A 17,645-nucleotide genomic window follows, 5' to 3' on the forward strand; every position below is an offset into this window, starting at 1 on the left:
TATTTTTTTGTCAAATTTACTCTAAAATTTTTATATTTAGAAAATTATGTTAAATTTGTAGAACATCGTAAAAATTTTAAAAAATGATAATTCAAAAAACTGAAAACTCCAGAATTTCTACATTTGACCCTAACAATTTTTCATTTGGTGGTACTTTCATTGATCATATGATTATATGTGAGTACGAAGACGGAAAATGGGGAGATGTAAAATTAGTTCCTTACGGTCCAATACCATTTACACCTGCCATGATGGGAGTAAACTATGGACAAGCTTGTTTTGAAGGTATGAAAGCCTATAAAGACAAAGACGGGCAGGTTTTCCTTTTCAGGCCTGAAAAGAATTTTGAACGTATCAATAAATCGGCAAAGCGTCTTGCGATGCCTGAGGTAACTGAAGAAATGTTTTTAGACGGATTAAAAGCATTGGTAGATATCGATAGAGAGTGGATTCCACAGGGGGAAGGAATGTCTCTTTATATCAGACCATTGATTTTTGCTACGGAAGAAGCTTTGAAAGCAAGAGTATCTAATAAATATATGTTTGCCATCGTTGCAACACCAGCAAAGAGCTACTATTCTGAGCCGGTATCTGTAAAAATCTCTGATCACTATTCAAGAGCGGCAAACGGAGGCGTAGGTTCTGCAAAAGCTGCAGGAAACTATGCTGCTTCTTTTTATCCGACTCAATTGGCAATCGAAGAAGGTTACGAACAAATCATCTGGACGGATGATGCTACCCACGAATATTTTGAAGAGAGTGGTACAATGAACGTATTTGTAAGAATCAATGATACGATCTATACCCCTCCAACGTCTGAGAAAATTCTGGACGGGGTAACAAGAGACAGTTTCATCCAATTAGCTAAGAAAAGAGGAATCGAAGTAAAAGTAGAACCAATTCCTGTGAAAACAGTTATTGAAGCTTTGAAAGGAGGATCTCTTAAAGAAGTATGGGGAGTAGGTACAGCGGTTGTTACTACTCAGTTCCAGGCTTTAGGATACCAAGGAGAGAAATTAGAGCTTCCGAGATTATCTGATGAAGAAAGCTTTGCTGCACTTCTTAAGAAAGATTTGGTAGACCTTCAAAACAACCTGTCTGAAGATCCTTTCGGATGGAGAGTGATTGTAGACCACGCTCTTGAAACAGTTTAACAGTATTTAAATAATGATATGAAAGCCGGGATTTTTCCTAGTCATGGTCGGAAGATTTTTTCTTCCGACTTTTTGTTTTTAGATATTCAATATTATTATTGTAATTAATTGATTATCAACTATTTAATTTGTTTTATTGTTTCATTTTTTCATTTTTTGTATCTTTATTGCTGATAATCAATTGTTTATGTCAGTTTTTAAAGATCACAAAATATCACTTAAAGATGTTTTAGAATTTATTCCCGAAGCACTTTTAAGTCACCTTTCCGCAAGTACAAAAGTGGATTATTATAGTAAAGTTTTGCATGGAAGAAAAATATTCTACCTGCTTTTGTATTGCATATTTGATAATGAAAAATTAAGTCAAAGAACACTCGAAGATACTTTTAATAGCAGTGGATTCAAAGCGTTATTTGGCTTAGGGGAAGAGGAAAAGATTCGAAGGAGTTCAATTTCTGAGAGGCTTTCAAAAATTGATTCCAATTATTTCCTAGAAATCTACGAACAGATGTACGAAAGATTTTCGGAACTTTATTCCAAGACAGAAATCGAAAAATACAACTTAATCAGAGTTGACAGTACCATTGTAGCTGATACATGTAACAAGCTTAAAGAAGGAATTGATCAGAAAAGTGGAAAAAAATTAGTGAAATTCAGTTTTTCATTTGACGGAATTTTGCCATCAGCGGTAGATGTTTTTACGGGGCAAAAATACTCAACAGAAGATAATGCTCTTGCCCAGGCTGTTCTGAACCAGGTGAAAAAAGAAGATCATCATGATAATATTTATATCATAGACAGAGGGATCCAGTCTACAAGGACGATGAAAGATTTTGAAGAAAAGCTTCTGAAATTTATTATCCGTTCCAAAGAAAACAGGAAATATGAAGAGATTGAATCTTTTATTAAAACAGAAACCCCAATAAAATGGGATGATTGGGGAGTTATTAAAGACAGCAAAGTGAAGCTTTACACCGGAAAACCCATCCAAAACAAACGGGGAAATATTCATCATCGTGAAGAAAAAGTAGAAACATATTTTCGGTTGATCGTTATCAAAAATGAAAAAACAGCTAAAGAACTTTGGTTCATAACCAACGAATTTGAACTTTCTGCCAAAGAAATATCGGATTATTACCGTAAAAGGTGGGATATTGAGGTATTCTTCAGATTTATGAAACAAGAGTTGAATTTAAGCCATCTTGTTTCGCTCAATAAAAACGGAATTGAAGTAATGCTCTACATGACAATGATTGCTTCTATGCTGCTCTTGATTTACAAAAAAGTAAACAATTTAGGATATAAAACAGCTAAAAGACGCATCGCTATGGAACTTCGGGATATGATTACCGCAATTTTAATAATATTTGCGGGGGGGGATCCTGCAAAAGTCTTCAAAACTTAAAACATAAAAAATGGTCGGAAATTTCTTCCGACCATGACTAGGTTTTTTCCTGGCTTTTTAATTTTCCTGTAAACTAAAATTTAGCTTAAATATTTAAATCATTTTCCAGAAGTTAAGCAGGTATTTTTATTCTCACTAAATTGTTCCTGTAAATCCTAGATAAGTTTTGTAATTAATTCGCGAAATGTGTATTTTCGCAGAAGTTTATGAAAAAAATACTCTTCATATCAGCCATAAGCCTGTTAAGCTGCAACAGAAATGCACAGACGGCACATCCACCTGTAGGTGGTGTTTTAAGCCAAAAAGATCTGGATGTTTCTAAAAACAGGATGAAAAACCTCAATGTCATAGAAAGAGGCCAGATTCAGGATTGGATCAGTGGCCAGTCTGTGAAATATTATCCTACGCAGCTTAATTACTGGGTAACGGTAGAAGGCTATGATCAGAGAGAAAGAAGAAAAGATGAATCTTTAATTTCTTATTCTTATGATCTGTATGATTTTGACCAGACTAAAATCTATGACCAGCCTTTTGAGAGAAGAGATGCTAAATTCGGGCACTTTGATGAATTGAGAGCAGTGGAAAACGCTTTGCGTTTTATCCATGATGGAGAGGAAGTAACGCTTTTGGTGCCGTCTTCTTTGGCCTACGGAACTTACGGAGACGAAAAGAAAATAGACAACGACATTCCATTAATCATAAAATTAAAAGCCTTATAATACATGAAATTGTTTAACAAGAATATAATTCTGGCAGCGGCAAGTATTTCGCTGATGAGTTGTACCCCAATTTATAAAAAAATGAACGTAGACAAAGAAACTTACGAAGGTCTTAATGACGGACTTTATGCCAATCTTCAAACTACAAAAGGTAACTTAATTGTAAAATTTGAAGACAAGAAAGCACCAGTAACTGTAGCCAACTTTATCGGTCTTGCAGAAGGGAAAATCGACAACAAAGCTAAGGCTAAGGGAGTTCCTTACTATGACGGAACTATTTTCCACAGAGTAATCAAAGATTTCATGATCCAGGGAGGTGATCCTAAAGGAACTGGAGCAGGTGATCCTGGATATAAATTCGAGGACGAAAGAAATGACCTTAAACACACAGGAAAAGGTATTCTTTCTATGGCAAACTCAGGACCTAATACAAATGGTTCTCAGTTCTTCATTACTGAAGTGGCTACACCTTGGTTAGACGGAAGACACACTATTTTCGGAAAAGTGGTAAAAGGTGATGATGTAATTGATGCTATTGCTAATGTAGAAAAAGGAGCTCAGGATAAGCCTAAAACAGATATCGTTTTAGAAAAAGTTTCTGTTTTCAGCAAAGGTGACGAGTACAAGCACTACGATGCAGCGAAGACTTTCAATGAAGGAAAAGCTAAAATCGCAGAAAACAATAAAGCTTTCATCGCTAAAGAAGAAGCTGAAAAGAAGAAAAAAGAAGAAGAATTCAAAGCTAACCAGGAGAAATTAGTTGAAAATCTAAAAGCTGGTATGCAAAAAACTGAATCAGGTCTTTACTATAAAATCACAAAAACAGCTGACGGTAAAGCTCCAAAGGTTGGTGACAATGTATCTGTACATTATGCAGGTAAATTGGTAGACGGAACTGAATTTGATTCTTCATTCAAGAGAAACGAGCCTATCGAAATTCCAATCGGAATGGGAAGAGTAATCAAAGGATGGGATGAAGGTATCCTATTGTTGAAAGAAGGTGAAACTGCTACATTATTGATCCCGCCGGCAATGGCTTACGGAGAAAGAGGAGCAGGAGGAGTGATCCCGCCAAACTCTTGGTTAGTTTTCGATGTTGAGCTTGTAAAAGTAAAATAATTGAATATTTTTAAGATATGAAGCCGTCCGATAAGGACGGCTTTTTTATTTGGCTCAGATATATTCTGTAACGATCTGCATAAATGTTGCGACCCATTTTGAGAGCTGGAGAGTTTAATAATTTTCTGGTAAAAAATAATCTTAATTTATAACACCATTTCATAATGAAAACCAAATCACTTCTGTTTCTGTTCTTTCTGTTGTCATTTATGGCTTTTTCGCAGACCAAGGCCAATGCTGACGATGCAGCAATAAAAAAATCACTTACTTACTTTATAAACAGTATTAAATCTAAAAATATCGATCAAGCGGTAAGTTGTATATATCCAAAATTTTTCACCATAGTTTCAAAAGAGCAGATGACACAGATTTTGAATATGACCTACAATAATCCATTCATGAAAATTGAAGTGCAGGATTTAAAGTTTGGAAATATTGAAAAGTCCGAACTCATTACAGGTGAATATTTTTCTATTGCCCATTATTTTTTGAAACTGAAATGCAATGTCAGTTCATTAAATGATGAGATGAAACAAAAGATGAATAGCGGTTTAACAGCTAAATATGGCGCGAATAATGTAAAATATTTAGCCAGCGAAGGTTCTTACCTAATCAATGCCAGTATGAAAGCCTGTGCTGTTTCAAAAGATAAAAAGACATGGAAGTTTGTTATCCTGGAAAAAGAATATAAAAAAGAACTTGTGAAAGTCTTACCGAAGAAAATTCTGGATAAATTTTAAAAGGTTAAGCAGTAAGCATCAATTTTTTGTTTCCCGTAAATACCGTAGAAATACGGATTTCGGTACGGGTTTATTACTTCTATCTTTATCCAGCACTTATAAGAAACAAAATAGAAAATATGTTTGATCTGAATTACGACCTGATAAAGAAAGAAATAGAATCGGAAGTTTGTAAAGAACACGGTCTGCATCCGGAATTGATAAAAACAGATGAAGGGTTCGGAATCAAAGCCTGCTGTGAGCTGTTCAGAGAAGAACTCGTTGAAAAGTCCGGAAAAATGATTGAGGAAGAAACCAAAAAGATTCTCGATGAAATGATGAAGGATTTATTATAAAGAATAAATTTTACGATGTGACGATAGCACTTGTTGCCGTCGCGAGGGCTGCTCCGGATGGGGTGGCTTTTTTGTTGGAAATATCATAGAAATACGGTTTCCCGTAAAGTGATCTGAACTTATATTTATAAATTTAAAAGTTAACATGAAAACTATTGAAAATGAAAAAAAGAACAAAAGGAGCGTGGATTATTAATCATACAAAAAAATTACAGGATTATAGCACATCTAATTTTGATGATTTGCAACTTGCTGGGAAAAGCGGTATTTTATTGGCTAATTTAGCTGCGTCTAATGAAGAAAGTTCTTTAAGCAAAGACAAAGTGGATGCAATTGCAATTAATTCAAAAATTAATAAAAAATTAGAACTTCCCTCAATTACGAGCTTTCTAAAAAATGCGCAGTTGATTGATTTTGATACGAATGGGAACTTGGTTATTCTTGGATTAACATCATCAAATATTTTAGAACATACAGCTGATTTGTTTGAGGAAAATGAAGAAACTAAATTTCAAAGTGCTTCAGTGGAATTAGCAGATAAAATATCTGATAATCCTTTAGAAGAAAAATTTTTAAAGGAATATATTTCGGATTCTTTTAAAATTAGTGATAAATCAACCAATGAATTATTTATTCAGGCAGAAGAAATAGGTATATTAGATTTTGAAAATATTGATAAGAAAAAGACATATTTTAATGGAAACCTTTTCAAGAGAAATGATTTAAATAAAGCTAGAAAAATTTTTGATAGTTTGAGTGATGTTGATCAGACCAATTTAAAAGAAGTTGATAAATTGATCTTAGATGAAGGTTGTATTATATATGAGAGGGCAGAAATGATATTAGGGAAAATACTAATGGAGAAGCTAAAAGTAATAGGATATTTTGATTTTAACGAGGTGAGTAACAATACTCATAGTAAAGTATATCTTACAAAACCATCAGCTTTTGCAAAATATGGCAATCCATTTGAAGAAGATATTTTAGATTTAGCGAAAGCATTTATATCTTCGTTAATATATGGGTTGCAATTAAGTTCTTTATCTAGAGGAAAAATTCAAGATTACGTTATGTTAAAAAATACGTTAAGAAAGCTTTTGAGAGGTGAGAAGGTTGGGCCGTGTACAGCAATTGGAGAAGATTATAAAGTATTAGAGGTTAATAGGGTAATAGAATTAGAAAGAGCATTTAAAAATACATATTATATGAAACTTTTAAAATATGATGTAGCTTTAGTTGCCCTTGAGGTTATCGAAAATGGGGAGTTAGCAGAACAACCAACACTGGAAGGATTTAGTTCCTCATCAAATATTTCAACGTATAAAGGACCAGAAGAAATAAGAAGTGATATTAGATTAAAGAAGAGGAGTAGAGTAAATGCGGATATAAGTGATTTGTTAAGAACATTAAGGTATTAGTTATGGAAAAAAAAATACAACCAGAATTATTTAAAGGTGAATTGATGGAAGAAAAATTAAGAATATATTTTTTAAATAATGGTTATTATGTTAGCAGAGGAATTAAATATAACTTTAAGGGTAATGACATCACAGATATAGATTTGTTTTTGTATGGGCGTATATCAACATTGTCTAGAGAGCTAACAAATGTTGATATAAAAAATAAAAAGTCACCAAAAGCATTTGAAAGAATATTATGGACAAAAGGTGTACAACAACTATTAGGTTTTGATAGTTGTGTTGTTGCAACAATGGATAGAAAAGAAGTAATAAGAGAGTTTGCAAATAAACATAATATTACAATATTAGATGGTAATTTTTTGCATAAATTAACTTATGAGCTATCAGATAGAATTAGTGAAGAAGAAATTTTAAAAATATTCTCAGAACATTATAGTTATAAAACGTTCGGTAAACAATCATGGAAAGATTTATATGAGCAATCAAAATCTCGACTATTGGATGAACTAGATTTTAGTGGTTACAATACAAATTTAATTTTCCTGAAATACTTAATATATAAAATTTTAGATCCCCAAAAACAAATTGCTGGATTAAGAATGCTATACATTTTTTTATCTCATAATTTATTGACTTTAGATTACATTATGAAAGATATTTCATTTTTACAACCAGATGAAAGAAAATTAGTTTTAGAAAATGGGTTAAAGTATGGAAACTTTGGCAAAGAAGGTGTTCAAAGAACAATTGAAATGGCAGTTAAAATAGCTGGATCTAATAAGACTGTATCACAAATAAAGAGTATTATTGATAATTCAGATGTAGATATTTTAAAAGAATTTTTTCAAGGCAAGATGTTATTAAAAATTTATTTAGACTTTCATTAAAGTTTGAGAGCTTAGCTTTTAGTCAAATAATAATGAAACCTAATGATTTGGAGCCTGAATTAAAGAGCATAATTGCCATATTTATAGATTATTTTGATTTGAATCGAAAGAAATTTTTTGAAGCTTAATATAAAAATAACAAAAAAACCGCCCCAAATAGGGCGGTTTTTCAGTAAAAGTAAATTGAAAGTTATGTTTTCTGTTATCTTTTCTTCATCTCTTTTCCGGCAAGGGAACTGATGAATACAAGGCCAAAGCCTAAATAGGCGGCAAATGCCGTTAGGTATATAATTAAGCTATTGAAGCTTGGTTTTGAAGCGTATACCAATACAGAAAACGCAGCAAAGCTCAGAACCAATAACAGGCTCCAGATATTCAATTTTGCAGCATCTTCATTTCTCTTAAAAATCATTTCAAAAAAGGATCTCATCATTACTTACATTTTAAGGGTTATACAATTAATTAAAAAATAAAGGCGTACTCATCACGGTAAAAAGAATAAACATTCCTTTACTGGGCTAAGGTTCACGATGACTTTGCCGTTTATCTATATCGTTATTCCGGGCTAAAAGTCCGGGAAATTTTTGTTTTTTTTGAATCTATAAAGATTCTTGGTTATTGATGATACCAGTTAGATACGGGGTGCAAAATTGCTGTGAAAAACCAACGGGGGAGTTAGTTAATCACGAACCCGTATCTTGTACGGCATCGTAGAAAAAAAAGGATTCATATACTAGATATGAACTTGAATCGGTGGAAAAACTGAAAATCCACAGAAAACCTTTTTTCTCATCCTTAGTGTCTTTTTATAATTTTTTTCTCATTATCTTACATGCTAATTTCATGCCAAAGTTTTGATTTGCCGATTAACACTTTGTTTTTGGAAATTATGAAAGTGCGTATTGGAGGGTGTTTTGGGTGATTATTTCCTTAAACGTAGAAAAAAATCGAGATCGGTATTCGATAATTTGAAATAGGATAATAATAGCGAAATGGTTAATTTTTTTCATATCTTAAAATTCTTTACCAATCATTTGAAGAGATGAATCAGGAGGATTTAAAAAATAATATCGAGTTTTGTGTTGCCAGTGTTTTAAAACTGGCAAAAGTTCATTGCTGGAATATTGTTTCTGATAATCTCTTTTTTATCGTATCTGATTTTAATGAGTTTGAATCAGGATTCCGCGAGTATAGAGCCTCCCGCAGCAGGATTAATAATTCAAAAATGGTATTGGATTTAGATTCTGCCATAGAAATTTTGCACAGGGAAATGGAAGACCTTTACGATGTTATTCTGTATATTTTTCGAACCAATAAGAACGAAACGATTCTCGAAATTCAATATTACAGGAAATCAAATCTTAATCCTGATTACTTGGCTTTAGTAAAAGATAATATGCCCATGTTTCATTCAAAGATTCCTATGCCTGTATATGCATGGGAAGGTGGAAAGTTTGATGCAAATTGGGAATCAGGAGGCGGGATAGATCACAGATGGAAAATTTTTTGGTGGCGGAATTTTTTGTATAAACGTAAAATCAGAGGTAAAAAAATCAGATAAGTTAACGTCGGAAAGAGCTATAAATTATTTTATTGAGTTTGTGTTATTGGTGAAATTATTAGTGTAATTTGTGTTTAATTTTAAGAACCATTAATACCACAAATATTTTTCACAAATGGAATACGTGAAATTTATTGATTAAGAAATATGCAACTATAGGTCAGAGACTATTCCTATTGAAAAGTAGTATCCGTGTTTTAAAAACAAAAACCGCCTCTAGAGACGGTTTTCTATTTTACCAGTTTTTATCAATCATATAAATGATTTGAGTCAGGGCTGTAGCGCCCAATAAAAGCTCTCTTCGGTTCACCTTTTCAAAAGTGTCTTCTTCGGTATGGTGAATGTCAAAATAACGCTGAGAATCCGGCATCAATTCAGCGGCAGGAATGCCCATATCGTGGAGTGGGTAAAGATCTGTTCCTGAAAACCGCTCTTCAAAATTATAAACTCCATAAGGAAGGAATAAGTTTGACCAGCCTTTAATCTGACTTCTTTTTACATCATCCATATCCAGCGCAATACCTCTCGGCGCAAAACCTCCGGCATCTGTCTCTATGGCAAAAAGATGTTTTTCATTTTTCTCTTTTACTGTTTTACCATATTGAATTCCGCCTTTTACTCCGTTTTCTTCATTCGCGAAGCAGACCACTCTGATGGTGTGATTATTCTGGATGCCTAGCTTTTTAAAGGTTCTTAATACCTCAATACTCTGTACAATTCCGGCTCCGTCATCATGAGCGCCTTCGCCTACGTCCCAGGAATCCAGATGTCCGCCGACAACAATAACACTTTGGTCTTTTTTACCTGTGATTTCTCCGATCACAGAGTGGGAGAGCTTTTCGCCTTTCATTCCACAATTTGAATTAAGTTTGGCAGTAATTTTCTGGTTCTTTAACAAAGCTTCCAGCTCATCTGCTGTGGTGCTTCCGATGGCTACAGCGGGTATTTTGGAAACTTTGTCTTCATAACGCATCGCTCCGGTATGAGGAACATCGTCAAAAGCAGAAGATAATGACCTAACAATGGCAAATTTACCTCCTTTTTTTGCTGTTAAAGAAGCTGCTGTAGTTCTGTATTTGGCGGCATCGCCATATGCTTTGAAAGTTTCTATGAATGACTGGCTGAAAGGGTAGTTGAAGAATACAATTTTATCCTTCACCTTTTCAGCAGGAAGTTTATCATACTCTTCCATGGATTTTACCATAATAATTTCTCCGGAAACATCTTTTCCTCCTGTTCCTTCAGAATTTCCAAGGGAAAGCATTTTTAGGCTTTTCCACTTTCCGTTACCGATTTGGATTTGTAAAGACTCTTTTCCTCTTTCCCATACCGGAATCATGACCTCCTGAAGCCATACTTTATCAGCTCCGGCATCACGAAGTTTCTGTTCTGCCCATTTTACGGACTTTTCATAGGCTTCAGAACCGCTTAAACGATGACCTATGTTTTTTGTAAGCTCTCTAAGCTCTGTATATCCTTTTCCGTTGTTCAGAATTTCTGTTGAGATTTTTCTGAACTGGATAGAATCTTCTTTAGACTGGCCAAAAGCGACCATTCCAAAAAGGAATAATGAAGTTCCTAATATCTTTTTCATTGTTTACCAATTTTTATCAATCATATAAATAAGTTGTGCCATCACCGCAGAACCGAGTAACAGTTCTCTTCGGTTGACTTTTTCAAAAGTGTCTTCTTCTGTGTGATGAATATCGAAATAACGTTGCGGATCGGGTACCAGCTCTGCCGTTTGGACTCCCATTTCATGGAGGGGAGCAATATCAGATCCTGAATATTTACCTTCAAAGTTGTAAACACCATAAGGCAAAAATAAATTCACCCAGCTTTTGATCTGGTTTCTTTGAGGTTCATTCATTTCAAGGGAAATTCCTCGTGGTGAAAAGCCTCCTGCATCCGATTCTATGGCAAAAAGATGTTTCTCGTTGTTTTCTTTGGCAACTTTACCGTATTCTTTTCCGCCTTTTGTTCCGTTTTCTTCATTGGCGAAGCAAACAGCACGGATGGTATGGTTGTTTTGGATACCCAATTTTTTAAAGGTTCTTAAAACCTCAATACTTTGAACAATTCCGGCTCCGTCATCATGAGCACCTTCGCCTACATCCCAGGAATCAAGGTGTCCGCCGACAACAATAACGCTTTTATCTTTTTTACCCGTGATTTCTCCGATCACAGAGTGGGAGAGCTTTTCTCCTTTCATTCCACAGTTGGAATTGAGCTTAGCAGTAACTTTCTGATTCTTCAATAATATTTCCAGTTCATCAGCAGAAGTGTTTCCTATTGTGATGGCCGGTACTTTTGAAATATTCTCGTCATAGCGCATGTTTCCAGTATGTGGAACATCATCGAAAGCAGAAGAGAGGGATCTGATAATGGCAAATTTACCCCCTTTTTTAGCGGTTAGTGAAGCTGCGGTTCGTCTGTAAGCTCCTGCATCACGGTAAGAGATGAATGTCTGTACATTTCCTTGGTTAAAAGGGTAATTAAAAAATACAATTTTATCTTTTATCTTTTCAGCGGGAAGTTGGTCATATTCTTCCAGTGATTTCACCATGATAATTTCTCCGGAAACATCTTTTCCTCCGGTTCCTTCGGAATTTCCAAGGGAAAGCATTTTGATACTTTTCCATTTTCCATTAGAAGTTTGAATGTGGAGCGATTCTTTTCCTCTTACCCATACCGGAATCATTACCTCCTGAAGCCATACTTTATCAGCTCCGGCATCACGAAGTTTCTGAGCTGCCCATTGGACGGATTTTTCATAAGCTTCTGAACCGCTTAAACGATTGCCTATTGTTTTGGTAAGCTCTCTCAGTTCATTATATCCTTTGCCATTGTTCAGAATTTCTGTAGAAATCTTTCTGAACTGAATAGAATCTTCTTTAGACTGACCAAATGCAGCCATTCCAAAAAGCAATAATAAAGTCCCTGTTATCTTTTTCATCGTTACCAGTTTTTATCAACCATAAAAATCATCTGTGTTATTGCAATGGCTCCCAGAAGAAGCTCTCTTTTGTTCACTTTATCAAAAGTATCCTGCTCAGAATGATGATAATCAAAATATCTCTGTGTGTCTACCACAAGCTCTGCTAAAGGGATATCCAGTTTTTTTAAAGGAGAAATATCCTGAATGGCTTCTGTCTGATCAAAATCATAAACTCCATAAGGCAGAAAATACTCCTTCCATGGATAAACCAATCTTCTTCTCTGCGGGGACATATCTAAAGAGAATCCTCGTGGAGAATATCCTCCTGCATCAGTTCCTAGGGCAAAGACATGTTTTTCGTCTTTCTTTTTTACATAAGCGGCATACATCTCACGCCCTTGTCCGCCATTTTCACTGTTGGCATATAGAACAACGCGGATAGTGTGGTTATTTTCATAGCCAAGTGCTTTCAGCGTTCTTAAAACTTCGATACATTGCACGACACCTGTTCCGTCATCTACCGCGCCTTCACCCACATCCCAGGAGTCTAGCTGAGCACCTAGAACGATCACTTTAGAATCTTTTTTGCCCCCAATTTCAGCAATGATATTGGGATTAGTCGTGTCGCCTTTTGATTCGGCGGTCATGTTGATTTTAGCTGTAACTTTTTGCTTCTTTAAGATTTTCTCCAATTCATCTGCAGATCTTACTCCAATTGATAAAGCCGGAATTTTAACTTTATCGTCCGGTTCGTAGTAAATCATTTTAGCATGAGGAGTGTCATCATTAGCAGTTGTCAGTGATCTTATAATTAAAGCTTTTGCTCCTGTTTTAGCAATGACAGAAGCAGAAATTAATTTTGATTTTGCCGTCTGTAGATAAGAATCACTCGTATTGATAATTTTCGGATCCATTGGGACGTTTACGAAAACTATTTTGTCTCTTAATTGCCCTACTGACATAGCATTAAGCTCTGAAGTGGAATTAATTAAAACAATTTCTCCTGTCAGGTCTTTTCCGCCTGTTCCTTCAGAGTTTCCGAAAGAAAGCATTCTGATATTTTTCCAGTCTCCATTTCCGGCCTTGATCTGTAAGGATTCTTTTCCTCTGATCCAGACAGGTGCTTTAGCTTCCTGTCTCCAGATCATATTGATGCCGATTTCCTTGAATTTCTTTTCAGCCCATTCTACAGCTTTTGTATACCCTGGAGTTGCACTGAAACGCGGGCCTATGCCTTTGGTAAGTTCTCCAAGATTATCATAGGCAGTACCGTTGGTCATAATTTCGTCTGAAATTTTTTTGAACTCATCGTGATAATTGAATTTGGCAACAGTCCCTTTTTTTGCCGGGTTTTTTTGTGGCTTTTTCTGAGAAAATAAAAATCCACTCAAAAAGAGTGGAAGTATAATGAATATTTTTTTCATTTTTTATTTACCTTTCTTTTTCCATTGATAAAAGTAGGGAAAAATTAGTAATTTATTAAGGTTTCATATCGTACATTAACAGGGCGGTAATCAATTTTGGCTCAATGAATGTACATTTCGGAGGCATGCTTAATTTTAAGTCTGAAATTTTAATCATATCATTAAAACTTACAGGATAAATTCCGAAACCTACTTTTCCTTCACCGCTGTCTACTTTTTCTTTTAAAAGATTGATTCCGTTAATATTGGAAGTTCCTTTTACATAAGAAATAAGCTCGGAGCTGTCCGGATCTTCAATTTTCAGGATTTTTTTAAAAATATATTTGTCCAGAAGGTGGTGATCCAGATTGTCCAGAGACATTTCTTTGGAACGAAGATCGTGCTTCACGTGAAGAGAGTAGAATTTACCATCCATATACATTGAAATATGGAATTTCTGAGAAGGGTAGTATGATGTTTCTCCTTTTTCGTGAATAAGGAAATATTTATCAAGTTCCTTCAGGAAATCTTCAGGAGAGATACCGTTCAGGTCATGTAAAATTCTGTTATAATCATGAATCTTAATCGACTGGTTGGAGACAATAAAGCTGTATACAAAGTTATAAAGCTCTGTACCATTATGCTTTTTGTTTTTCTCTTTATGATATTTGGCATTTATTGCTGTGGAACCAATTCTGTGGTGTCCGTCTGCAATATAGAATGAATCAATCTGATCTATTACTTCTTTAAACTGCTGTAATTTCAGACGGTTGTCTATTCTCCAGATTTTGTGTCTGATACCAATAGAATCCACATGATTGAAGATAGGGACATTTTTTTCCTCATGATTCATCAGCAGCTCAATTTTTGAATTGGCAGGATAGGTAAGAAGTACAGGTTCTGCCTGCAGATTTACTTTTTCAAGGTAATGAGCAAGTTTTTCCTTTTTCTGAGGAATGGTACTTTCATGTCTTTTGATTTTTCCATTCCAGAAATCTTCAATACTTGCCAATCCCAGAAGTCCCCTGAACACCTGTTTATTGGGATAGATCTGCTCATAAAGATAGTAGGCAGAATTGTCCTGGACCAATTTCTTCTCGTCCAGAAGTTCTTCAAATGTAGAACGGATCTTTCGAAGATTCCGGTCAATATCTTTAGATTTACTTACAACATAGGGTTTAATCATATTGATGTAAGTATTTTCAACTTGAGCTTTCTCTGCGATCTCTTCCTGGGTGAAATTATCCAGTGGATGGGTAGGGAAAGTACTCTCAAAGTCTCTATGAGGTCTAATTCCACGGAAAGGTTTAAAAACAGGCATATTTATCTTATAGTTTCTTTTTGTAGCTTAATAATTTGTTCTGCAAGTTCGATACCGATTTTTTCTTGCGCATCCACTGTATTGCCACCTACGTGAGGTGAAAGTGATAATGCCGGGTTCATTAGTAAAGGCAGTTCCGGGCTCGGTTCGTTTTCAAAAACGTCCAGTGCCGCTCCGGCTACTTTTCCTGACTCGATATAGTCAATAAGGGTCACTTCATTAATGACACCTCCTCTTGCAGTATTTACAATATAGACCCCATCTTTCATTTTTTCAAACTGAGGCGTGTCTATGATATATTCATTCGTTTTCGGCGTATTGATACTGATGAAATCTGCATCTTTAAGAAATGCATCCATATCATTGGTGGAAGTGATTTCAAAGTCCACAGACTGCCCGTTGAAGAAATTCAGGGTAAGAACTTCTGTTTTAGGGCTTCTTGTAAGAACGGTTACTTTCATTCCTAAAGCAATTCCAATCTTAATGACTTCCTGACCAATGCTTCCAAAACCGATTACTCCTAATGTTTTTCCGGAAAGTTCATACGCATTGCTGAATGACTTTTTCATAGCGTTGAAATGAGTTTCCCCTTCCAAAGGCATCAGTCTGTTCGATTCGTGAAGGAACCTTGCCAGTGAAAGAAAATGTCCGAAAACCAATTCTGCCACTGATTTTGAAGATGCTGTAGGAGTATTGATTACTTTAATCCCTTTGCTTCTGGCATATTCCACATCAATGTTATCCATCCCGATACCACCTCTTCCGATGATTTTAAGACCCGGGCATGCATCAATCAGATTCTGTCTCACTTTCGTTGCACTTCTTACCAGAAGAACGTCCACATTATTATCGTTGATAAAATTAATAACGTGATCCTGAGCCACTCTATTGTCCAGAATTTCAATTCCGGCTTCTTTTAAAGTGCGTTCTCCTGCTTTTGAGATTCCGTCGTTTGCTAAAACTTTCATGAGTTATTTTATTACAGATGTTAGATAGAGATGTCAGAAGCAAGATTTTGAGGTCCGTTATCCGACATCTGTTGTCTGATATCTTTTTATTTTTTGGTCGCCTAATATAAGCTATTTTATTGACTTCATTACATCCACCAAAACCTGCACACTTTCAATAGGTAAGGCATTGTATAAACTTGCTCTGTATCCGCCTAAGCTTCTGTGTCCGTTTAGTCCACTGATTCCTGCAGCTTTCCATGCGTTGTCAAATTCTTCTTTTTTGCTTTCATCTGTGATTTTGAAAGAAACATTCATTAATGAACGGTCTTCTTTTACGCAGAAAGTTTCGAATAACGGGTTGCTGTCTATTTCATCATACAAAAGCTTTGCTTTAGCTTCATTTCTTTGTTCTGCAGCTGCAATTCCTCCGTTTCTTTCAAGATATTGAAGGGTAAGCAAAGAGGCATATACAGGAAATACCGGTGGAGTATTGTACATAGACTCTTTAGAAATGTGCTGAGAATAATCCAGGATAGAGAACATGTTTTCTCTTCCTGTTTTTCCAAGAATTTCTTTTTTAATCACCACTAAAGTAACTCCGGCAGGACCCATGTTTTTCTGAGCTCCGGCATAGATCACATCAAATTTAGAGAAATCCAGCTGTCTTGAGAAAATATCAGAACTCATATCGCAGACCATTAGCGTATCCACTTCGGGGAAAGATTTCATCTGAGTTCCGTAGATCGTGTTGTTGGAAGTACAGTGGAAATAATCGTATTCTGCACCTACCGTATAATCTTTAGGAATAAAAGAATAGTTTTCTTCTTTTGAAGAACCTACTACATCTACTGTTCCTACTTTTTTTGCTTCTTTAATGGCTCCGGCTGCCCATGTTCCTGTATCCAGGTAAGCTGCTTTTCCACCTACTTTCATCAGGTTATAAGGAACCATTGCAAACTGCAGGCTGGCACCTCCTCCTAAATAAAGTACTTCATAATCATCACCAAGATTCATTAATCTTTTTACAATCGCACGCGCTTCGTCCATTACCGCAACGAAATCCTTACTCCTGTGAGAAATTTCAAGAAGAGACAATCCGATACCGTTAAAATCAAGGATCGCCTGTGCTGATTTTTCAAATACCTCTTGTGGTAAAATACATGGTCCTGCGCTGAAGTTGTGCTTTTTGTTCATATTTTTATTTTTTTGGTGCTTCAGGATTAGAAACTCCTTCTGCTTTATTTTTGATTAAATGTGCTTTTTGATCAAAAAATTCCGCCTCACAGATCATGAGACGGAATTTTTTTATTCTCCGTGTAAGAATGCTTTTTTGTCAAGAAGAGCTTCTTCAGATTCTACGTGATCCTCGTCAGGAACACAGCAGTCTACAGGGCATACCGCTGCACACTGAGGTTCTTCGTGGAATCCTTTACATTCTGTACATTTATCTGTTACAATGAAATATACATCATCACTTACAGGTTCCTGTGGTGAATTAGCATCTACAGTAAGTCCCGACGGCATTGTAATAGTACCTTGAAGCGCCGTACCGTCAGAAGCTTTCCAATCTACAGCTCCTTCATATATTGCATTGTTTGGGCATTCCGGTTCGCAGGCTCCACAGTTAATGCATTCATCAGTTATTTTAATAGCCATCGCTAATTTTTTTTAAATTTGCACAAAATTACAAAA

The 17,645-nt window shown here is 35.4% G+C and carries 17 protein-coding genes; 9 read left to right on the forward strand and 8 right to left on the reverse strand.

Annotation, left to right across the window (positions count from 1 at the left end; all coding sequences use genetic code 11):
* The first annotated feature begins 83 nt into the window (after window positions 1–83).
* From CLU97_RS08525 to CLU97_RS08560, 8 genes are all read left to right on the forward strand, one after another.
* Window positions 84–1,154 (forward strand): branched-chain amino acid aminotransferase, encoded by a 1,071-nt coding sequence (locus CLU97_RS08525; RefSeq protein ID WP_121487552.1) that lies wholly within the window; start codon window positions 84–86, stop codon window positions 1,152–1,154.
* A gap of 187 nt (window positions 1,155–1,341) precedes the next feature.
* The gene (locus CLU97_RS08530) at window positions 1,342–2,559 is read left to right on the forward strand and encodes an IS4 family transposase (RefSeq protein WP_121486166.1); all 1,218 of its coding nucleotides are present in this window, start codon (window positions 1,342–1,344) and stop codon (window positions 2,557–2,559) included.
* 206 nt (window positions 2,560–2,765) lie between these two features.
* Window positions 2,766–3,278 (forward strand): FKBP-type peptidyl-prolyl cis-trans isomerase, encoded by a 513-nt coding sequence (locus CLU97_RS08535; protein ID WP_121487553.1) that lies wholly within the window; start codon window positions 2,766–2,768, stop codon window positions 3,276–3,278.
* An 81-nt stretch (window positions 3,279–3,359) separates the two neighbouring features.
* Window positions 3,360–4,397: a peptidylprolyl isomerase gene (locus CLU97_RS08540; RefSeq protein ID WP_228437854.1), complete on the forward strand. Its 1,038-nt coding sequence runs from the start codon at window positions 3,360–3,362 to the stop codon at window positions 4,395–4,397.
* Between the two features lie 164 nt (window positions 4,398–4,561).
* On the forward strand, window positions 4,562–5,137 hold the full coding sequence (locus tag CLU97_RS08545) for a hypothetical protein (protein ID WP_121487554.1): 576 nt from the start codon (window positions 4,562–4,564) through the stop codon (window positions 5,135–5,137).
* A 119-nt stretch (window positions 5,138–5,256) separates the two neighbouring features.
* Window positions 5,257–5,472 carry a hypothetical protein gene (locus tag CLU97_RS08550; RefSeq protein ID WP_121487555.1) on the forward strand — a complete coding sequence of 72 codons (216 nt, stop codon included), beginning with the start codon at window positions 5,257–5,259 and terminating at the stop codon, window positions 5,470–5,472.
* A 161-nt stretch (window positions 5,473–5,633) separates the two neighbouring features.
* Window positions 5,634–6,890 (forward strand): hypothetical protein, encoded by a 1,257-nt coding sequence (locus tag CLU97_RS08555; protein ID WP_228437585.1) that lies wholly within the window; start codon window positions 5,634–5,636, stop codon window positions 6,888–6,890.
* A gap of 2 nt (window positions 6,891–6,892) precedes the next feature.
* The gene (locus tag CLU97_RS08560) at window positions 6,893–7,780 is read left to right on the forward strand and encodes a hypothetical protein (RefSeq protein ID WP_228437587.1); all 888 of its coding nucleotides are present in this window, start codon (window positions 6,893–6,895) and stop codon (window positions 7,778–7,780) included.
* Window positions 7,781–7,982: 202 nt separating this feature from the next.
* Here the strand turns inward: CLU97_RS08560 and CLU97_RS08565 are convergent, their stop codons facing one another.
* Window positions 7,983–8,213 carry a hypothetical protein gene (locus CLU97_RS08565; RefSeq protein WP_123906630.1) on the reverse strand — a complete coding sequence of 77 codons (231 nt, stop codon included), beginning with the start codon at window positions 8,211–8,213 and terminating at the stop codon, window positions 7,983–7,985.
* Between the two features lie 609 nt (window positions 8,214–8,822).
* On the opposite strand from CLU97_RS08565, the gene CLU97_RS08570 reads away from it, so the two are divergent.
* Window positions 8,823–9,341: a hypothetical protein gene (locus CLU97_RS08570; RefSeq protein ID WP_121487556.1), complete on the forward strand. Its 519-nt coding sequence runs from the start codon at window positions 8,823–8,825 to the stop codon at window positions 9,339–9,341.
* Window positions 9,342–9,576: 235 nt separating this feature from the next.
* On the opposite strand, the gene CLU97_RS08575 is transcribed toward CLU97_RS08570, so the two are convergent.
* From CLU97_RS08575 to CLU97_RS08605, 7 genes are all read right to left on the reverse strand, one after another.
* On the reverse strand, window positions 9,577–10,935 hold the full coding sequence (locus CLU97_RS08575) for a M20/M25/M40 family metallo-hydrolase (protein ID WP_121487557.1): 1,359 nt from the start codon (window positions 10,933–10,935) through the stop codon (window positions 9,577–9,579).
* 3 nt (window positions 10,936–10,938) lie between these two features.
* Complete coding sequence (locus CLU97_RS08580; protein ID WP_121487558.1) at window positions 10,939–12,297, reverse strand: M28 family peptidase; 1,359 nt, start codon at window positions 12,295–12,297, stop codon at window positions 10,939–10,941.
* Window positions 12,298–12,299: 2 nt separating this feature from the next.
* Window positions 12,300–13,703 (reverse strand): M28 family peptidase, encoded by a 1,404-nt coding sequence (locus CLU97_RS08585; RefSeq protein ID WP_121487559.1) that lies wholly within the window; start codon window positions 13,701–13,703, stop codon window positions 12,300–12,302.
* Between the two features lie 55 nt (window positions 13,704–13,758).
* The gene (locus tag CLU97_RS08590; protein ID WP_121487560.1) at window positions 13,759–15,003 is read right to left on the reverse strand and encodes a DUF1015 domain-containing protein; all 1,245 of its coding nucleotides are present in this window, start codon (window positions 15,001–15,003) and stop codon (window positions 13,759–13,761) included.
* Between the two features lie 2 nt (window positions 15,004–15,005).
* Window positions 15,006–15,971, reverse strand: a complete 966-nt coding sequence (locus CLU97_RS08595; RefSeq protein ID WP_121487561.1) for a D-2-hydroxyacid dehydrogenase — start codon at window positions 15,969–15,971, stop codon at window positions 15,006–15,008.
* 111 nt (window positions 15,972–16,082) lie between these two features.
* On the reverse strand, window positions 16,083–17,147 hold the full coding sequence (gene serC, locus CLU97_RS08600) for a 3-phosphoserine/phosphohydroxythreonine transaminase (RefSeq protein ID WP_121487562.1): 1,065 nt from the start codon (window positions 17,145–17,147) through the stop codon (window positions 16,083–16,085).
* A gap of 111 nt (window positions 17,148–17,258) precedes the next feature.
* Entirely contained in the window at window positions 17,259–17,609 is a 351-nt protein-coding gene (locus CLU97_RS08605) for a 4Fe-4S binding protein (protein WP_105702977.1), read from the reverse strand.
* Window positions 17,610–17,645: the final 36 nt, after the last annotated feature.

It is taken from the genome of Chryseobacterium sp. 7 (assembly GCF_003663845.1).
Classification (GTDB): Bacteria; Bacteroidota; Bacteroidia; order Flavobacteriales; family Weeksellaceae; genus Chryseobacterium.

Bases quoted from the DNA above. Each gene is read 5' to 3' on its own strand.
- CLU97_RS08525 (WP_121487552.1), top strand. From the start codon at position 84: ATGATAATTCAAAAAACTGAAAACTCCAGAATTTCTACATTTGACCCT.
- CLU97_RS08530 (WP_121486166.1), top strand. From the start codon at position 1,342: ATGTCAGTTTTTAAAGATCACAAAATATCACTTAAAGATGTTTTAGAA.
- CLU97_RS08535 (WP_121487553.1), top strand. From the start codon at position 2,766: ATGAAAAAAATACTCTTCATATCAGCCATAAGCCTGTTAAGCTGCAAC.
- CLU97_RS08540 (WP_228437854.1), top strand. From the start codon at position 3,360: ATGAACGTAGACAAAGAAACTTACGAAGGTCTTAATGACGGACTTTAT.
- CLU97_RS08545 (WP_121487554.1), top strand. From the start codon at position 4,562: ATGAAAACCAAATCACTTCTGTTTCTGTTCTTTCTGTTGTCATTTATG.
- CLU97_RS08550 (WP_121487555.1), top strand. From the start codon at position 5,257: ATGTTTGATCTGAATTACGACCTGATAAAGAAAGAAATAGAATCGGAA.
- CLU97_RS08555 (WP_228437585.1), top strand. From the start codon at position 5,634: ATGAAAAAAAGAACAAAAGGAGCGTGGATTATTAATCATACAAAAAAA.
- CLU97_RS08560 (WP_228437587.1), top strand. From the start codon at position 6,893: ATGGAAAAAAAAATACAACCAGAATTATTTAAAGGTGAATTGATGGAA.
- CLU97_RS08565 (WP_123906630.1), bottom strand. From the start codon at position 8,213: ATGATGAGATCCTTTTTTGAAATGATTTTTAAGAGAAATGAAGATGCT.
- CLU97_RS08570 (WP_121487556.1), top strand. From the start codon at position 8,823: ATGAATCAGGAGGATTTAAAAAATAATATCGAGTTTTGTGTTGCCAGT.
- CLU97_RS08575 (WP_121487557.1), bottom strand. From the start codon at position 10,935: ATGAAAAAGATATTAGGAACTTCATTATTCCTTTTTGGAATGGTCGCT.
- CLU97_RS08580 (WP_121487558.1), bottom strand. From the start codon at position 12,297: ATGAAAAAGATAACAGGGACTTTATTATTGCTTTTTGGAATGGCTGCA.
- CLU97_RS08585 (WP_121487559.1), bottom strand. From the start codon at position 13,703: ATGAAAAAAATATTCATTATACTTCCACTCTTTTTGAGTGGATTTTTA.
- CLU97_RS08590 (WP_121487560.1), bottom strand. From the start codon at position 15,003: ATGCCTGTTTTTAAACCTTTCCGTGGAATTAGACCTCATAGAGACTTT.
- CLU97_RS08595 (WP_121487561.1), bottom strand. From the start codon at position 15,971: ATGAAAGTTTTAGCAAACGACGGAATCTCAAAAGCAGGAGAACGCACT.
- serC (WP_121487562.1), bottom strand. From the start codon at position 17,147: ATGAACAAAAAGCACAACTTCAGCGCAGGACCATGTATTTTACCACAA.
- CLU97_RS08605 (WP_105702977.1), bottom strand. From the start codon at position 17,609: ATGGCTATTAAAATAACTGATGAATGCATTAACTGTGGAGCCTGCGAA.